Here is a 16,904-nt window from a genome sequence, read left to right on the forward strand (position 1 = left end):
CACCCGCCCGGTGCGGGTGCGCGCCGATAAGGCCTACAGCTCGAAGAGAATCCGCTCCTACCTGCGCAGACGCAAGGTCAAAGCGACGATTCCCGAACCCTTGGACCGGGTGCGCAACCGGGAGCGCAAGGGGCGGGCCGGTGGGCGCCCGCCGGGCTTTGACAAGGTCGACTACCGGGCCCGGCACGCGGTGGAGTGCGGGATCAACCGGCTCAAACGCAACCGGGCGGTGGCCACGCGCTACGACAAGCTCGCCCTTCGCTACGAGGCCACCGTCCGGATCGCTGCCATCAACGAATGGCTCTGACTTACCAAACAGGCCCTAGACGAATAGATCCGAAGTGCCCGATGGCGTTCGCCGGCCGGCAGGCATCATGGGAGTCCGACCTCGAGGGAGTGCTGCCCGTGACACTCAACTGGGACACCGTGTGCGACGAAGTGGATCTCACGGCGTCGACGGAAGAGCTGAACCGTCTGGCAGATGCGGTGGCCGAGGGCGAGGGGCGGTTCGGCTCCACGGCGCCGGCCACTGGCGCCCTGGCGGGGGTCGAGGTCAGGAAGACGCCCGGCCCCGGGATCCTCATCCACCTTGATTCCGAGCGGCAGATCCTTGTGATCAGCGGTGACGCCGCAGAGAGGGCAGTGCTCGCGGACAATGTGCGCGCCATGGCCTCCGCCGAGGACGGAGGTCACCTCCACATCGACTACTACCCCGAACACTTCTACCTCGCGGAAGGGTCTGTGCCGTTGGTGGTCAACAGTCCGCACGGAGGCATGCCGACCCGGTGAAGCGGGGGCTGCCGCGATCAGTGATCGTAGGCGACCGGCGACCTGGTGACCGGTGCACCGATCTTGTTGTTGTGCCAGATGCCGGCCGCCATCGCCAGACAGACGGGGTCGGAGTCGCTGAGCGGCGGCGGCCCGCCGAGGCATCGGGTCCCCCGATCTCGTCGTCGATCTCCACCTACATGCGGTGAAGAGGATGCTCAGGTCTGTCGTCACACACGGATCATGGACATCCTCGCCCCTTTGCCGGGCCCGAACTTCGGATCTACTCGTCTAGGCACGGTTCTCCCGGAGGCCCGGCCGGGGACGGTCGGCCTGCCAGCGGCTTCGGGGGGAGACGCCGGCGCAGGCCGGGTGCCCGGCGCGGTTTCTCGTCCGGGCGCCCCCGGGCCCCGAACGGTCGGTCGAGGACCGAGCCACCGTCCTGAACCGGAGGGCTGCCGCCGACCTCCTGGAACAGGTCCTGGGAACCCCGCCGTGGCCCGCGGCCGGCCGCACCCCGCCTTCTCAGGTGAGGGCGAGCCACACGAAACCCGCCAGCGAAGCCGCGAAGGCCAGGGCCGTGAAGAGGATCGTCATCCGCTGGGCGTCCCTGAACTCGGGCGCGGGGCGTGTGGAGACGAGCAGCGTGTCCTCGTCGGTGGAGCGGATCACGGTCCTGCCGTCCCTGCACGCGACCGTCCCGTGCACCAGCAGCCGGGTCCCCGGGACGATGGCCCACTCCAGGAAGACGCGCCCGCTGTCGGGGGCCACGTGTTCGGCGCTCGGGGTCCCGCCACCGCCCCCTTCCCCCGGCTCGAACGACTCGTGGGTGAGGGGCAGCCGGTCCCCCGCGGCGCGGTCCGGCTCACACAGCACCGCGCCGGTCCGGTCGCGCAGAGTGAACGGCGTGCGGCTCTGCCTGGAGTAGAGCAGGGTGTGGCGGATCCTCTCGTGGTAGGTGTCGGGGTTGGGGCTGCGGTCCCACACCTCGATGCGGAACCACACGCAGGAGACCCCCGAGTACGGCGCGGTGAGCAGGCCGTCGGGGCCCGTCTCGGCGTTGCCGTCGACCGCGACCTCGGTCCCGGGCGCGGGCAGGTCGCGCAGGGGCGGGGCGTGCGCCTGCTCCAGGGTGCGCAGCCGGGTGTGGGCCCGGTGCGCGAGCCGGAGCAGCAGCCCGGTGACCGCCGTGGCCACGAGGGCGAGGACCTGCAGCGAGGTGCGGACCTCGCCCACCAGCATGTCGTCCATGAGTGTCCTCCCTCCCCCGCCCCGGCGGTGGGCCGCCGGGGCGGGGCGGTCCCGGTCAGTCCTGTTCGCTGTGCGGCGCCCGGTCGGCCTCGGCGAGGGCGTCGCGCCGGGTGCGCGGGGCGGCGGGGGTGCCGGCCAGGTAGCCGGCGCGGGCCAGGGCGTTGCCTCCGACGGCCGCGGTGGCCAGCTGCACGAGCAGGGCCAGGCCGATCTTGACGGCGTTCTCCACGGTGGGGAACCACAGCAGGAGTCCGAGCAGGAGCAGCGGCGTGCCCAGCCCGGCCGCGATCGAGACCCCGTGCAGGCGGGCGTAGAAGTCGTCCAGGCGCACCAGGCCCCAGGCTCCGACGGCGAAGACGGCCGCGCCGGCCAGGACGCAGAGGAGGGCGAGTCCTTCGAGAGGGGTCATCGTTTGCCTCCGGAGACGAGTCGGGCCAGGGACAGGGCGGCGAGGAACCCGATGAGGGCGCACACCAGGACGAGGTCGACCACCGCGGCGGAGTCCAGGCGCAGACCCAGGACGATGACGATGCCGACGAACCCGAGGAAGACGATGTCGGATCCGGCGGCCCGGTCGGCCTGGTGGGGACCGGTGAGGATCCGGTGGACGGCGGCCACCATGGCGGCTCCGAGGAGCAGCAGGGCGATGTCGAGCGGGTTCAACGGTGCTCCTCTCCCGCGGTGGTGCGCGGGTGCGTGTCCCGGGGACGGGTGATGGCCAGCAGGTAGTCCTCCATCTGGCGGATATCGTCGTGGAAGGCCTGTTCGTCGTCGGTGTACAGGCCGTGGACCCACAGCGTGGGCGGGTCCGTGCGCGTGGCCACGGTGACGGTGCCGGGGGTCAGGGAGACCATGTTGGCGATGGCGGTGATCTCCGTGTCGGTGCGGCAGCGCAGCGGCACCTTCAGGAAGGCGGGCGTCGCCGAGCTGCCGGGGGTGAGGATGTCCCTGGCGACCCGGAACGAGGAGGTCACCACCCGGGTTCCGTAGAAGAAGGGGAACCACGCGATGCGCGCGGCCCTGCGCAGCAGGCCGTTCATCGGTTCGTCACCGCCTCGACGTAGGCAGAGGTGTCCAGCAGGTGGGCGGCGGCCTGTGCGCTCAGGTCGAGCAGGACCTGGGCTCCCAGGCCGACGCACAGGGTGACCGCGGTCAGGGCCACGGCCGGCAGGACCAGTCCGGTCCTGATCCGGGCCGGGGCCCGGGTGGCGGCCGGAGCGGCGGTGGCGGTGCCGCCGGCGGCTGCGGGCGCCTGCCCCGGTCCGGGTTCCGGTGCGGGCCCGGTCCCGGGCGGTGGGCCCCAGAAGACCGAGCCCCAGATCTTGAGCATCGACATCAGCGTGATGAGGCTGACGGCGACGGCGATCGCGGCGACGCTCCACTGCCCGGCGTCCAGGGCCGCGGCGACCAGGGTCAGCTTGGCGACGAACCCGGAGAAGGGCGGCAGCCCGGCCAGGGACAGGGCCGCGCCCAGGAAGGCCAGGGCCAGCAGCGGTTGCCCGCGGGCCGCGCCGCGCAGCCGTTCGAGGTCCCCGGTGCCGTGGACGTGCTCGATCGCGCCGGTGGACAGGAACAGGGAGGCCTTGACCACCATGTGGTGGACGAGGTAGAAGATCCCGGCCATGAGGCCGAGCTCGGTGAACAGGGCGACGCCGAGCAGGATGTAGCCGATCTGGCTGACCATGTGGAAGACCAGGATCGAGCGGGTGGTGGTCTCGCCGACCGCGCCCAGGACGCCGACGGCCATGGTCGCGGTGAACACGACCAGGCCGATCCACAGCAGTGAGGCCTCGCCGTCGAAGACGAGGGCGTACAGGCGGTAGATCACGTAGATGGCGACCTTGGTGTGCAGGCCGGAGAACAGGGCGGTCACGGCCGGGGAGGGCGCGGTGTAGGTGCGCACCAGCCATCCGTGCACGGGGACGACGGCGGCCTTGACCGTCATCGCCAGCAGGACCAGGCCCATGGCGACGGCGACCACGGGCGAGTCCTGGGCGGCGCCGGCGAGTTCGCCCAGGTGGACGGTCCCGGCGGTGCCGTACACCAGGGCGACGCCGGCGAGGAAGACGGTGGAGGTGAGCAGGTTGGCGGTGACGTAGGTGCGTCCGCCGCGCAGGCCGTGCAGGGTTCCGGCGATGGCCATCAGCCCGTAGGAGGGCAGCAGCATCACCTCGACGAAGACGAACAGGTTGAACAGGTCGGCGGTGAGCAGCGCCCCGTAGACGCCGGCCGAGAGCACCAGGACCAGCGGGGCGAAGAAGCGGCGTTCGGCCTCGCCGGTGGCGACGGCGAAGGCCGAGCACACCAGGACGAGCAGGGCCGTGGTGGTGACCATCAGGGCGCTGAAGGTGTCGGCGACGAACGGGATGGCCACCCCGGCGGGCCACAGGCCCACCTGGTGGGCGTACACCTGTCCGTCCCGGGTGGCCGCGAGCAGGGCCAGTCCGGTGGCGAGCGCGCCGGCGCTGGTGCCCAGGAGCAGGAACCGGGCGAGCCGTCCGGTGGGCAGGACGGTCAGCAGGGCGGCGCCGAGCAGGGGCGCCGCGACCAGGAGCGGGAGGAGCACGGTGTTCATGAGGCGTCCTCGGTGTCGTCGCCCTTGCCGGTGGCGGCGAGGGTGAGCATGTAGATGGTGATGGAGAAGGCGATGACGATGGCGGTCAGGACGAACGCCTGCGGGAGCGGGTCGGCCAGGGCTTCCCCGCCTCCACCGGCGAGGAGGGGCGCCTCCCTTCGGGAGACACCGCCGGCGGACATCAGCAGGAGGTTGACGCCGTGGCTGAGCAGGACGAAGCCCAGGACGATGCGGACCATGCCGCGTTGCAGGACGAGGTAGACGGCTCCGGCGATCAGGACGCCGATGGTGATGGCCAGGGTCATCGGGTGCCTCCGGTGGCCGTGTCGTGTCGTTCGGGAACGGCGGTGCGTTCGGGTGCGGCGCCGGTGCGCGGCAGGCCCAGCTGGTTGAGGGCGGTCAGGATCACGCCGACCACGGCCAGGTAGACGCCGACGTCGAAGACGAGCGCGCTGGTGAAGTGGTAGTGGCCGCCCCACGGCAGCGGGATGTCCGCGTGCAGGGGCCGCAGGAAGGAGCCGTCGGCGAGGCCGAGCAGCCCGGAGGCCACGGCGGTGACCACCCCGGCGGCGATGAAGGCCGGGTAGGCCAGGCGGATGCGCGCCACGGAGGCGCTGGGCGCCACCAGGTAGGCCAGGGCGAAGGCCGAGCCGCCGACCAGTCCGCCGATGAACCCGCCTCCGGGCGCGTTGTGTCCGCGCAGGAGCAGGTAGGCGGACCAGATCAGGAGCAGCGGGATCAGCACGCGGGCGACGGTGCGCATGATGACGGTGTTGGCGTCGGCGTCCCGGACCGGATTGGTGCGGGCCACTGTCGGCTGGGGCCCGCCGTTGGCGGTGAGCCCCGAGGAGTGCAGGACGGCGATGATGATGAGCCCGGCCACGCCCAGGACGGTGAGCTCGCCCAGGGTGTCCAGGGCCCGGTAGTCGACCAGGATGGTGTTGACGACGTTGGTGCCGCCGGTGTCGGCGGGCGCGTTCTCCAACAGGTGGGTGCTCACCGCCGAGGGTTCCCGGCGTCCGGTGAGCAGGTAGGCGCCCAGCCCCGCGGCCGTGCCGGCGGCGACGGCGATCAGCGCGGTGGCGGCGGTGCGCGAGGGTCGGGCGCGGTGGAACCGGGCCGGCAGCCGGCGCAGGACCAGGACGGCCACGACCACGGTCAGGATCTCCACCAGGAGCTGGGTGAGGGCCACGTCGACGGCGCCCAGGAACAGGAACCAGAGGGCGACGGCGAACCCCGCGACACCGGTCAGGGCCAGGGCCGCCAGCCGGGACCGGGTCACCACGGCGGTGAGCACCGAGACGGCCACGAGGGCGACCATCATCCAGTCGAGGGGCCGGGAGGTCCCGTCCGCCGGTGTCCCGTAGTCCGGGCCCAGGACGGCCATCGCGGCGGCGAACACGATGATCAGGACGAACGGCACGGCCAGGTGCCGGGCCGGTGCGTCGCTGCGGGTCGGGTCGCCGGTGCGCGCGCCCAGGGCGATGAGCCCGGCGTGGACGCGCTCGAAGACGCCCGTGCCCGTCACCGGGAGCCGCAGCCGGGAGGACGCGGGGTCCCGCACGGTGGCGCCCCAGGCCACGAGGGCTCCGAGGAGCAGGGCGGCCGCCGACATCGCCAGGGCAGGGTTGACGCCGTGCCACAGCGCCAGGTGCGCCTGCGCCTGTTCGCCTGTGGCGTCGGCCGCGGCGCGTTCGGCCATGGGGTTCAGCAGCGGCGCCGCCGGGCCCAGGGCCAGGCCGGCCAGGGCGGCGGCGGCCGGGGCGGCCAGGAAGAGGGCGCCCGCCTCCCGGGGCCGGTGCGGACCGGGGTGGCGCACCCGGGCTCCGCCGAAGGTCCCGTACACGAACCGGAAGGCGTAGGCGACGGTCAGCGCCGCGGCCAGGACCGCCGCGACGGCGGCGAGCGGGCCGAGCCAGGCGGGGCCGGGCGTGTGCAGCAGGGCCTCGAAGAGGTTCTCCTTGCTGACGAACCCCAGCAGGGGCGGCACCCCCGCCATGGACAGCGCGGCCAGCGCGCTGACCGTCGCGGTCACGGGCATGGCACGCCGGAGGCCGCCGAGTTCGCGCAGGTCCCGGGTTCCGGTCTGGTGGTCGACGACGCCGACCGCCATGAACAGCGTCGCCTTGAACAGGGCGTGGGCCAGGGTGTGGACGGCGGCGGCGATGAGCGCCTGGGTGGTGCCCACGCCGATGACGGCGATGAGGAAGCCGAGCTGGCTGACGGTGGAGTAGGCGGTCAGCTTCTTGAGGTCGTGGCTGCGCAGGGCGAGCGCTGCTCCCAAGAGGGCGGTGGCCAGGCCCGTGACGATCAGGGTGGTGCCCCACACGGCCGTGTCGGCGAAGGCCGGGGAGAACCGCATCGCCAGGTAGACGCCGGCCTTGACCATGGCGGCGGCGTGCAGGTAGGCGCTGACCGGGGTGCTGGCGGCCATGGCGTCGGGGAGCCAGTAGTGGAAGGGGAACTGGGCGGACTTGGTGAACACCGCGACGATGACCAGCACCGCGACCGCGGTGGTGAAGCCGGTGTCCTGGGTCCAGGACAGGTCGCCCAGGATGGTGCTGAGCCGGGTGGTGCCGGTGCGCACCCACAGCAGCACGACCGCCGCGAGCAGGGCGAGTCCGCCCAGTGCGGTGAGCAGGAAGGTGCGCACCGCGGGCCGGGACGCCGAGGGGCCCGACAGGCCGATCAGGTAGAAGGAGCAGATCGTGGTCAGCTCCCAGAAGACGAACAGCAGGACGATGTCGTCGGCCAGCACCAGCCCCGTCATCGCCAGGGCGAAGGCGCTCATCAGCACGTAGAAACCGGTGCGGCGCCCGGGCGGGAAGTAGCGGGCGGAGTAGGCCGTGACGAGCGCGCCCACGCCCAGGACCAGGACGCAGAACAGCCAGGCCAGGCCGTCCATGCGCAGGGACATCCCGATGCCCAGGGCGGGCATCCAGGGCAGGGAGGCCTCCAACGCCGGGCCCCCGTCCCAGAGGTCGGGGCCGCGGGCCAGGACGGCGGCGGTGAGCAGCGCGAGCACCGCGGCCAGGGGCCACCCGGTGGCACGGCCCAGCAGGCGGTCGAGCACGGGAACGGACAGTACGGTCACTGTGAGTACAGCAAGGAGGAGGAGCAGCGGCACGCCGCGTCCTTTCACGGTTCCTCGCCGGTCCCCGGGCATGCTGGCGCACACCGGGGGGCGGTCGTGCCCACGGGCACGGGACCACCGGCGATCAGGGAGCGAGGATGGTGTGGGGCACTCCGGGAGTGCCGCGCGCACGACCGGGACGGGGCAGGCCCGTCCTACCCGCTACGGGTGTGTGCTGCCCGGGTACGCCGAAGCGGCCCGTGCGCGCACGTGCGGCGGGAGAGGTCGTTGCGTGAAAGAGAGAGCCCTCTGGCGAGGGAACGGGTCAGCTGCGTCCGGGCGGGCAGGCGCTGAGCTCACCGTGGGCGTTGGTGCCCCACGAGGTGGAGTAGCCGTTGGTGCCCAGGGGGCGGGGGTTGCGGACCGAGATCTTGTAGCGCTCGGCGAAGCGCATCCGCCCGGTGGCTGCGAGAGAGGGCCGCGCGCAGAAGGGCGGCCGAGAGGAACGACGGCTCGGCGAGGACGACGTGAACGGGGAAGGCGACGACTGCACGGCCAACTCCCCTCCCGTCTTACGCAAAACCGACAACGGCACAGACCCTACCAGCTGCTGTTCCGTGAAAAGGGGCGGGGTGCCCCACGACACACCCGCGCCTCCGGAAGGACGCCCTGTCCGGCGAATCCGGTCCGTAGGGGTACCGGGGTCGGGCCTGCGGCGGCTCCACCGGGAGCCGAGGCGGAGTCGGTGAACTGTGGGAAGGCCGGGGAGGCGCTGCAGGATGCGGCTGGACGGATCGATGGCAGACGGGCACGCGAAGCTCCTGGCGGACCGGTCATGTGGTCGTGAATCCGTCTACCAGGAGCTTTCTTCATGTCCGCCGCCGGGGGCGCCGGCCCGACCACCCGTCGGCGTGGAGGGGGTCCAGCGGTCGGCCCGCCGTCGCCTCGGCCGTTCCGCACCCTGCGGGAGACGAACGCTGATCGTCGATCAGCCCTTCGCCTCGCGGACGTCCTTTCCCTGCTCGGCGAAGGCTTTGAAGTCCTGCATGTGCTGGTGCGACTGCTTGCGGAAGGCGCCGGGCATCAGGAGCCCCACCAGCCGCATCATCACACCGCTGAACCGGTACTCGTTCTCGCTCGCCCAGAGGGTCGTCTCCGGACCGGCTTCGGTCAGCCGGTCGCGCGCCGCGCTCCACATGCCCTCGCCGACGATCTCGCGGTCGAAGTGAACGACCTGCTCTTTCGGGATCCCGCGCAGGTTGGCCGGTTCCCGGCGCGTGACGGTCTCGGTGCACTCCATCTTCTGCTTTCCCGCCTGCATCACGACCCGCGAGGTGGTACCGACCTGCCCGTGCACCCCGCTCAGCGGCTCGTGCAGTACCAGGCCCCGCAGCCACTTCGACATGTGTGCCGGGTCCGCGAGCAGCTGTGCCACCCTCTCCCGCGGTAGGGCGACCTCGATCGAGACGGTGTACTTCATGACCGAGCGCTCCGGTTCCCGAGTGGTGTGGCATGCACGTGCAGCCTCACCTCATGGTATTCAGCCACGCCATGTGCCCGACGTGTGAACGGCTCCCCCGGTCCGCGTGGTCATGGCGTCTGCCGCCCTGTCAGAGAAGGACGAGGGCGCGCCGGGGCCGACGCGGGGCAGGGGAATCCAGCCGCTTCCAGGACACGCCCTAGCCCTGCGCCTGGGCGATCTTCTCCCTGAGCCAGTCGGAGAGCGCGTCGTCGTCCCGGGGGAACTTGCTCAGCTCGAAGACATAGCTGTCCGGCGACGGAGGAATCGGGTGGACCCCAAGCTCCCTGTCGTAATGGAATTCCGCCTTGAACTTCTCCGGACGGGTCACCAGAATCGACATGGCCAGCCATGTCCCCTTGCCCTCCTCGTACATCTCGCCCTTGAGGAACTTGGCCTTCTGGCTGACGGAATACGGGTGACGCTTCCTCTTTGTTTCTCCACTCTCGAAGGTCACGAGATTCTCGCTCGCCGCAGCACCCCCGATGTAGTCATACCTGTAATTCATCGAGGTCCAGCCGGCCGGGGCGGCCCCGACCAGCTCAAGGGCCATGTCGCGCACCAGCTCCTGCTGCTTGGCAAGATCCATCGAATTTCCCTCCACTAATTCACCGGAGTCCGCGTGGGATGGTTGTCATATACCAACATCGCCTGGTCCTCGCCATTAAGCGACCAGTCTACCACGATTTCCCCAGGCGGGGCCCCCAGGGTATCCATTTCCGTAGGCCGGTCTCTGTCATACCGATCCGCATAGCTATTGAGGTTTTCCTGCCTCGCCTGGAATTTTTCCCGGTCGAAATCCGGAAGCGAGTCATCGTATTTGAGTTCCACCCGGAACGTGATCGAGGGATTGTCGCCGGCGAGGTCGCGCCAGTGGTCGATGAGCGCCGGCTTCCCGCCCGGCTGGCCCTCCGCGTACTCGGTGCTGTACGCCCGGCCCAGGCGCCCGTCATCCCCGGAGAGGATCCCGTTCCAGAGGTATTCGAGGCGCCCCCAGTTCTGGAGGAAGGTCGCACCCCCGCCGGTGTGGTTCAGGGATTTGAGCATGGGGATGATGTTGATGCGCTCCCCGGGGCCGGCGAAGAAGTTGCTCGCGACGACGTGCCCGCCCTGCCAGGTGGAGGTGTCGTAGACGTACTCCGCGTCGTCGCGCGCGTTGTACTCCTCGAAGTAGTTCCTGCCCTCGTGGCCGATGGCGGTCTGCTCGTTGTTGCGCGACTCCCTCCCCGGCCTGAGCTCGCCCTCGATGGAGACCGTCCTGGACCTGGCGTCGGTCTCGTAGACGAGCTGCCCGCCCGTCCTGGGGCTGTCGACGTAGTACGTGGCGTTCGGCCTGGGGTAGACGAGTTCGGGGTTGCCCTGGGTGTCCGTCCCGGCCCGGGTCTCGACGTGGGTGATCCTGCCGTCGGAGTCGGTGATGAAGACCCCCCGGCCCTCCACCCGGTAGAGGGTGTCGGGATCCAGGCGGACCTCGGCCCCGTTCGCCCCTGTCCCGAACCGCTGGTTCTCCCCGGGGAAACCCGGGTCCCCCGCGTCGAGCCTCTGGGTGTGCTCGAAGGAGGGCCGGTTCGCCGCGCCGTCGTAGGGGTTGCGGTCGCGCCACCAGTCCAGCGCCGAGTCGACGTACCCGTCCAGGTTGGACAGGTCGTCGGAGATCCGGAAGTCCGGGTCGGGTGAGGGGATGCCCCACTTCTCCCACAGGTTGAAGGCGTTGGGTCCGCCTTCCCGGGGCGCGATGTCGTGCGCGCCGTTCCGGTCCGGGTCCGGCGTGTAGGTGTCGTCGCTCCACAGCTGCGGATCGCGCGAACGGTAGGGGACGCCCTCGTCCATCAGCCGGGCCTCGACGTACTCGTGCATGACCAGACGGCGGAAGTGGGCCGCCTCCGAGGCGTCCAGGGTGCCCGCCTCGGCCTTGCGCCACAGGTCGGCGATGTGGTCCATGGGGGCGAACCGGCCGCTGCGCTGGGTCGTCCCGTCCGGCGGCACCGGGACGTCCGGGTGCTCGCGGAAGAACAGGTGCTGCTTGATCTCGTCGATGACGTCCGGGTCGAAGCCGGTGTTCTCGGAGATGCGGTCGACGTCGCCGTCGTCGGCGCGGATCTCGTTGTAGCGCTCCAGGGCCTCGGCGCTCTCCGGCACGTCGATGTACCGGTTGCCCTCGTCGTCGAAGTAGGTGCCGGTCTCGTCCCGGCGCCCCACCTCGATGTGGTCGCCCTGGCTGTCGAAGAAGCCCGGCCCCTCCTCCAGGTTGGCCGAGGGGTTGTTGTCGCCCTCGGACCCTCCGGCCCGCTGGACGTGCTCCGGGCGCTCCCCGTCCGGGCCGTCGGCGCCGTCGGTGCGGTCCGGGGCGAGGTCGCCGTCCGGGGTGAGGTCGCCGTCCGGACGCTCCGGCAGGCCGCCGCCGTCCGCGCCGTGGTGGCCGCGGTCCGACCCATCGGACCCGCCGTTGCCGCCCCGTCCCGACCCGGTGTCCGCGTCCACCACGGTCGTGCCGCCCCGCGGGCCGTCCAGCCCCGTGGCACCGTCCACGCTGTTGTCGAACGTGCCGTCGTCGCGGGCGTCGATCTCGTTGCCCGCGCTGTCGACCTCGACCCTCTCGTGGTCGGCCTCGAAGCGGTCCACAGGCGTGTCGTCGAGCGCGGCCGCGTCGTCGGGCACCTGGGAGGCGACCCAGCGGTTCTGCTCCCCGTCCAGCCCCTCCGCCAGGTCGCGGCGCGACTCCGGGTCCACGCCGTCCAGGAAGTCCGCGCCCGCGTCGAGCTGGTCGGCGGTCGGGTCGACGGTCTCCTCGGAGCCGGAGTCCCCGTTCCGGCGGTTGTCGTTCTCCGGCTCCGGATCCGTGTTCGTGTTCGTCGTCCCGCGCGGCACGGACCCCGTGTCCCCGGTGGGCTCGGCGTCGGACCCCGTGTCGCCGTCGGAGCCGTCGCCCGTGGTGCGCCGCCCGTCGCCGTCCGGGAGGTCCGGGGTGCCGGCGGCGTTGAGCCGCTCCAGCGCGTCGGTCATCCGCCCGAGGTCCGCGGGGCTGAGGTCCAGGTCGGCCAGGTCGCTCAGATCCACCGGGGTGATGGACCCGTCGCCGAACCGGGGCACCCGGGCCAGCACCGACGGGTCGATGCCTCCGGGGAACTCCGACAGGTCCGGCACGTCCGGGGTGCGGCTGCCGCCGACCGCGTTGACGATGTTGGCGCCGCGCCAGGCCATGAGCGGCACTCCCACGACCGCGCCGACACCGGTGGCGGTGAGCAGCGCGCCGCCCACCGTCGCGCCGATGTTGAGGGCCGCCGTGCCGATGACGTACCAGGGCCGCTCGCCCCACTCCTCCCACGGCACGACCGCGTGGGCCGCATCCTTCCAGGCGTTGCCCGCGGTCTCCCAGGAGAAGCCCCACTCGCCGTTCTCGTCCTTGCCGACGCCCACCAGCGCGCCCAGGCCCTCGACGGTGCCGCCCCAGTACTCCCAGAGGTTGTCGCCCCAGTTCCCGGCGAACCACCCGTCCGGGCCGTGCGCGCCGACCATCCCGCCGACGTCCTCGGCGATGCCCACGAAGAAGTCGCCGACGGCGTCGCCGACGTCGTTGTACCAGGCGTGGTCGGTCGTCTGCGGCGCCCCCCACTCCATGGCGATGCCCTCCAGGGGCGCGTCGAAGCCGTACACGAACTCGCCGTCGCCCGCCGTGACCGACCCGTCGGCCCTCTGGGCGATGAACGTGGTGCCGCCGAACAGCCCGGTGATGGCGTTGGCGCAGGTCCGCTCCGCCTCCTCGAACTCGTGCATCAGGCCCGCGGCCCGGTCGAGGAGGTCGTTGTGCTTGGTGACGTTCTCGCTCTCCTCCTTCCACCAGAGGAAGCCGCTGCCCTCGTCCCAGTCCTCCTTGTTCCCGTAGTCGATGCTGCTGAGGAACGCGTAGGAGTCGGTCTTGAGGGTGGCCCAGCGCGCCTTGATGTCGCGGACCTTCTCGGCGAAGTCGATGAGCGCCCCGGAGGCGCTGGACAGCGCGCCGGACACGTCCTCGGCGTCGCCGGTGAGCGGGTTGAGGACGGTGAAGAGGTCCTGGTCCTCGGGGGCGGTGTAGATGCCCTGCAGCCCGCCCCAGGCGCCGGTGATGTCGGCGGTGGTGTCGGTGAGGTCGGTGCCGTCGGTCTTCAGCTTCGCGGCCACGGCGTCGAGGGCGTACGTGAGGGTCTCGGGGACGGGAAAGCCGCTCGGATCGATCAGGTCGGACAAGGGGGACCACCGTTACCAGTGCCGGGGGAAGGTCGCGGGCGGTGCGGGGCCGCGGTGCTTCCCGGGTTCCGTACGTGTCTGCGCGGGGCGGATCCGCGTCCCGGGCCGAGGGGGGTCGGGCGGAGCGGGTCCGGGCGGCCGGTGGGGGCTGGCACCGGTGGGAGGGGGCGGGGGAAGGGTTCGGCGGCGGGGGGGGGGGGGGGGGGGGGGGGGGGGGGGGGGGGGGGGGGGGGGGGGGGGGCGGGGGGGGGGGGGGGGGGGGGCGGGGGGGGGGGGGGGGGGGGGGCGGGGGGCGCCGGCCCCGGGGGAGGGTCAGGCGCCGGCGCCGTCGAGGGCGTCGAGCCCGGCCTCGGTCTCGGGGGCCCTGGGCTCGTCCCCGAGGTGGGTGGGGAGCGTGCCCCGGTACAGGCCCGCGGCGTCGATGTCGATCGTGCCGGTGGTCGACAGGGAGAAGCCGCCGCCGCGCTCGTACATGCGGATCAGCGGCTCGAAGGGGTCGGGCAGGTCGGGCAGGGACGCCCCGGCGTCGCGGGCCGCCGCCATGTGCAGCGCCCACACGCAGCTCTTGCCCACCGTCGGGTACTGCGCGATGATCACCGGGCTCCCCAGCACGCCTTCGACCACCTCGTCGGCGGCGCGCACGCCCGGCGCCGCGAACTCCGCGATGTCGTAGAACGGCCACCCCTTGGCGCCCAGGGCACGCGTCCACACGGCCGAGCGGCGCAGGTACTCGCGCATCAGCGCGACCCGCGACCGCGTGTGCTCCAGGTCGCCGTCCCAGTCGATCGCGTGGATGCGGACGGCGAGGTCGCTGACCGCGGTGGTGGTGCTCATCGTGATCCCTTCACGTCGGGGGCGTCGGGGCGGCCGTCGGCCGCCGGGGAGGCGGCGTCAGACGGCCTGGTTGGGGCCGTTCGAGGGGGGCGGCGGGGGCGGGGGCGGGATCACTCCCGCGTTGGCCTGGGCCTCCTCCGCCATCTCGAGGTTGCCGTTCATGTAGTGGGTGGTGGCCTCGCTGGCGCCGGTGACGGCGGCCATGGTCAGGCCCGCGATGTCGCCCATGATCCCGAAGTAGTGCTCGGCGAACTCGCCCAGGGCCATGCCGATGATGCCGCTCTTGGCGTACTCGCCGCTGTCCACCAGGTGTTCCTCGACGTTCTCCATGACGCCGACCAGGCCCTCGCCGCTGCCCTCCTCGCCGAGGTGGCCGGCGACGGCCTGGAGGACGCCGCCCACGGCCGCGGGCTGGATGTTCCACTGCGACACGGACTGCTCCTTTCGCGTGTGCGCCGGTCGGCGTGCGGCCGGCGCGGTCCGGACCCGTCGGTCCCGGGGTGCGGGTCGTTCCGGAAGGGTGCGGGCGGGGGGGCGGCGCGCGGGTCAGGCGTCGCGGGAGGAAAAGGCTACCGGTCGGACGTCGCCCGGGGCCACGGCCCCGGCGGCCGGCGGGGCCGGCTCCCGGGACGCGGACACAGGTGTGACGTCCCCTCCGCGTTGAAGGTTTCACCGTCTTCGGACCAAAGGAAACCACCCGTGCGCGAGGGTTTCGGAGGCGCCCGCGACCTGCGGCGGCGCGGACCGGGGTGTCACCCGCCCCCTCCGGCACCGGGCGCCGCGGAGGTCCGTCCGGAGCGGGTTCGGCGACGCCCCCGCCGCCGGAGGCGTCGCCGCGGCCGCTCCGGGAACACATGGACGTGAACCTTCCGGACATCCCGCGTATCCCACCCGGCACCACTCCGCCGTCCGCCCCCCCTGTGTTGAGGAGTCCCCCTTGAGCCACGACGCGGTCGCCCTGCTGGCCGACGCCCCCGACCGCCGCGCCCTCATCGACGCGCTCGCCGCAGCCGGGCGCGACCTGCGGGTGCGCCTGGTCGCCGACGGAGCCCTGGTGGAGCTCGTCGACGAGGGCGGCCGGGTGGTCGCCGCCATGCAGGCCGCCCAGAAGCTGGCCCTGTCCGCCGAGGCCGAGCGCCTGCTCGCCGACGGCATCGCCGACGACCTGCCCGCCCAGCCGTACTGGGTGGAGGCCCGCGGCGCGGACCTCCCCGGCGCCGACACCGCCGGGGTGGTCGGCCGCTTCGCCCGCCGCCTCGCCGAGCGCCTGGGCGGCTCGGTGTGGGAGCCCGCCCCCGGGCTGGACCGGCGCGATCCGTTCCTGGAGGGCGCCACCGGCCACCCCGCGGTCACCGCCCTCACCGAGCAGGCCGCCGTCGTGGTGCAGGACCGCCCCCTGGTCCCGCTCTCCCCCTGGATCGTGGACGTCCTGGCCCGCCACGGCCGCAGGGGCCTGCGCCTCCAGGTCGTCACCCCCTCGACCTCGCGCATCACCCACGCCCTGCACTCCTTCCTGATGTCCCCCGCCGCCCGCTGGGTGGTCCAGGCCCCCGGGGGCTCCTACTACGACGGCTTCTCCGGCGTTCGGCTGCGCTGGGACGAGCGCGAGGCCTTCACCGTGGACGGGGACGCCCGGGCCGACGGCCCGCCGGAGGCGTTCCGCGCCGACGACGCCGACCGCGGCTGCCAACTGCACGTGGACCTCAACGTGGAGCACCCCGCCGACAACGGCCTGGTCCTGGGCCGCTCCGTGGAACTGCTCGCCGAGCGCCTGGGCGGCGGCCCGCCCGCCGTGTGGGGCACGGCGGAGCCCCTCCCCCAGGAGTGGAGGCGGGCCGTGTTCACCCGGACCGTGCGCAACCGCGCCCCCGGCCGGACCTGGGCGGCGTTCTCCGGCCCGCCCGAGGGCGCGCGCGAGGACGGCGTGCGCCCGTTCGCGGGCACGGTGCGGGTGAGCCGCACCTCGTTCGGGGTGCGCGAGGCGATCACGTTCGCCGTCGGGTACCCCGAGGGCGCCGAGCCCGACCTGTCGGTGCTGCCCTCGCTGGTCGGGGAGCTGACCGAGCGGGACGTGCTGCGGACCATGACGGTGCGCCGGGTGGGCGGCCGCGCCGATCTCACCTACGCGCCCCACTGGGCGGGTCTGCCTCTGCCGGTGGGCATGGCCCTGGGCCAGGAGGCGGTGGCCGTCATCGGCACCGGTCGGGCGCTGGGCGCCCCCGTGCGCCCGCTGCCGTTCGGGCCGCCGCTGACCCCCGCGTTCTGGTACCAGGTGGGTACCGGGGTGGAGCACGACTCCTGGGTGCGGTTCCGGGGGCTGATGGCCCACCTGCACCCCGAGGGCCGCCCCGGCGCCCCCGGGGACGCCCCCGGCCCCGGACGGGCGACCGATCACGGGGACGCGCCCGCCGACAGCGCCCCCTCCCCCGGCGACGCTCCCGCGGCGGCTCCGTGAGCCACCGCGTCCTGCCGCGCCGAGACGCCCGCCGCGCCCGTGGTCGGCGGGGTTCCCGCGGGCCTGTCGGCACTGCCGGCGGCCACCGATCGCACGGGGAGGGTCATCGGCTGCGCCCTGACCATCCCGCCGGGCCGAACGACCGCTCGGCGCATGAGGCGTTGGAGCTCGGCCGGGGAGAGCGCCCGAGTACGTGACGGCCGAC

16 protein-coding genes are annotated in these 16,904 nt (G+C 72.8%); 3 read left to right on the top strand and 13 right to left on the bottom strand.

From position 1 onward, the window contains the following. Window positions 1-307, top strand: a 307-nt coding sequence (locus ACWGL3_RS16965; protein ID WP_452461513.1) for a transposase, incomplete at its 5' end; no start/stop codon positions are given. A 98-nt stretch (window positions 308-405) separates the two neighbouring features. Beyond that, complete coding sequence (locus ACWGL3_RS16970) at window positions 406-789, top strand: Imm32 family immunity protein (RefSeq protein ID WP_452461514.1); 384 nt, start codon at window positions 406-408, stop codon at window positions 787-789. Window positions 790-1,293: 504 nt separating this feature from the next. Here ACWGL3_RS16970 and ACWGL3_RS16975 read toward each other — a convergent pair. From ACWGL3_RS16975 to ACWGL3_RS17035, 13 genes are all read right to left on the bottom strand, one after another. Next, window positions 1,294-2,019 carry a GIDE domain-containing protein gene (locus tag ACWGL3_RS16975; RefSeq protein WP_452461515.1) on the bottom strand — a complete coding sequence of 242 codons (726 nt, stop codon included), beginning with the start codon at window positions 2,017-2,019 and terminating at the stop codon, window positions 1,294-1,296. Window positions 2,020-2,074: 55 nt separating this feature from the next. Continuing rightward, window positions 2,075-2,428, bottom strand: coding sequence for a monovalent cation/H(+) antiporter subunit G (gene mnhG / locus ACWGL3_RS16980; RefSeq protein ID WP_452461516.1), 354 nt, complete (start codon window positions 2,426-2,428; stop codon window positions 2,075-2,077). After that, entirely contained in the window at window positions 2,425-2,682 is a 258-nt protein-coding gene (locus ACWGL3_RS16985) for a monovalent cation/H+ antiporter complex subunit F (protein ID WP_267944781.1), read from the bottom strand. Before ACWGL3_RS16985 ends, mnhG begins: the two co-directional genes overlap by 4 nt. Further along, window positions 2,679-3,059, bottom strand: coding sequence for a Na+/H+ antiporter subunit E (locus ACWGL3_RS16990; RefSeq protein ID WP_452461517.1), 381 nt, complete (start codon window positions 3,057-3,059; stop codon window positions 2,679-2,681). The genes ACWGL3_RS16985 and ACWGL3_RS16990 overlap by 4 nt, the downstream gene beginning before the upstream one ends. After that, window positions 3,056-4,594 carry a monovalent cation/H+ antiporter subunit D family protein gene (locus tag ACWGL3_RS16995; RefSeq protein ID WP_452461518.1) on the bottom strand — a complete coding sequence of 513 codons (1,539 nt, stop codon included), beginning with the start codon at window positions 4,592-4,594 and terminating at the stop codon, window positions 3,056-3,058. Before ACWGL3_RS16995 ends, ACWGL3_RS16990 begins: the two co-directional genes overlap by 4 nt. Then, window positions 4,591-4,899, bottom strand: coding sequence for a sodium:proton antiporter (locus tag ACWGL3_RS17000; protein ID WP_267944784.1), 309 nt, complete (start codon window positions 4,897-4,899; stop codon window positions 4,591-4,593). The genes ACWGL3_RS16995 and ACWGL3_RS17000 overlap by 4 nt, the downstream gene beginning before the upstream one ends. Continuing rightward, window positions 4,896-7,721, bottom strand: coding sequence for a DUF4040 family protein (locus ACWGL3_RS17005; protein ID WP_452461519.1), 2,826 nt, complete (start codon window positions 7,719-7,721; stop codon window positions 4,896-4,898). Before ACWGL3_RS17005 ends, ACWGL3_RS17000 begins: the two co-directional genes overlap by 4 nt. Before the next feature lie 271 nt (window positions 7,722-7,992). Beyond that, window positions 7,993-8,121, bottom strand: coding sequence for a hypothetical protein (locus ACWGL3_RS17010; RefSeq protein ID WP_267944786.1), 129 nt, complete (start codon window positions 8,119-8,121; stop codon window positions 7,993-7,995). Window positions 8,122-8,655: 534 nt separating this feature from the next. Further along, entirely contained in the window at window positions 8,656-9,147 is a 492-nt protein-coding gene (locus ACWGL3_RS17015) for an SRPBCC family protein (protein ID WP_267944787.1), read from the bottom strand. A 199-nt stretch (window positions 9,148-9,346) separates the two neighbouring features. Next, complete coding sequence (locus ACWGL3_RS17020) at window positions 9,347-9,775, bottom strand: hypothetical protein (protein ID WP_267944788.1); 429 nt, start codon at window positions 9,773-9,775, stop codon at window positions 9,347-9,349. A 14-nt stretch (window positions 9,776-9,789) separates the two neighbouring features. Further along, window positions 9,790-13,410 carry a DNA/RNA non-specific endonuclease gene (locus ACWGL3_RS17025; RefSeq protein ID WP_452461520.1) on the bottom strand — a complete coding sequence of 1,207 codons (3,621 nt, stop codon included), beginning with the start codon at window positions 13,408-13,410 and terminating at the stop codon, window positions 9,790-9,792. Between the two features lie 312 nt (window positions 13,411-13,722). Continuing rightward, a complete protein-coding gene (locus tag ACWGL3_RS17030) occupies window positions 13,723-14,244 on the bottom strand; it encodes a hypothetical protein (protein WP_267944790.1) in 522 nt (173 codons plus the stop codon). A gap of 57 nt (window positions 14,245-14,301) precedes the next feature. Further along, the gene (locus tag ACWGL3_RS17035) at window positions 14,302-14,676 is read right to left on the bottom strand and encodes a DUF6507 family protein (protein WP_267944791.1); all 375 of its coding nucleotides are present in this window, start codon (window positions 14,674-14,676) and stop codon (window positions 14,302-14,304) included. Window positions 14,677-15,181: 505 nt separating this feature from the next. Between ACWGL3_RS17035 and ACWGL3_RS17040 the strand changes: the two genes are divergently transcribed. Further along, window positions 15,182-16,699 carry a DUF6177 family protein gene (locus tag ACWGL3_RS17040; protein ID WP_267944792.1) on the top strand — a complete coding sequence of 506 codons (1,518 nt, stop codon included), beginning with the start codon at window positions 15,182-15,184 and terminating at the stop codon, window positions 16,697-16,699. Window positions 16,700-16,904 lie beyond the last annotated feature (205 nt).

The sequence above is a fragment of the Nocardiopsis sp. NPDC055824 genome (genome assembly GCF_053616335.1).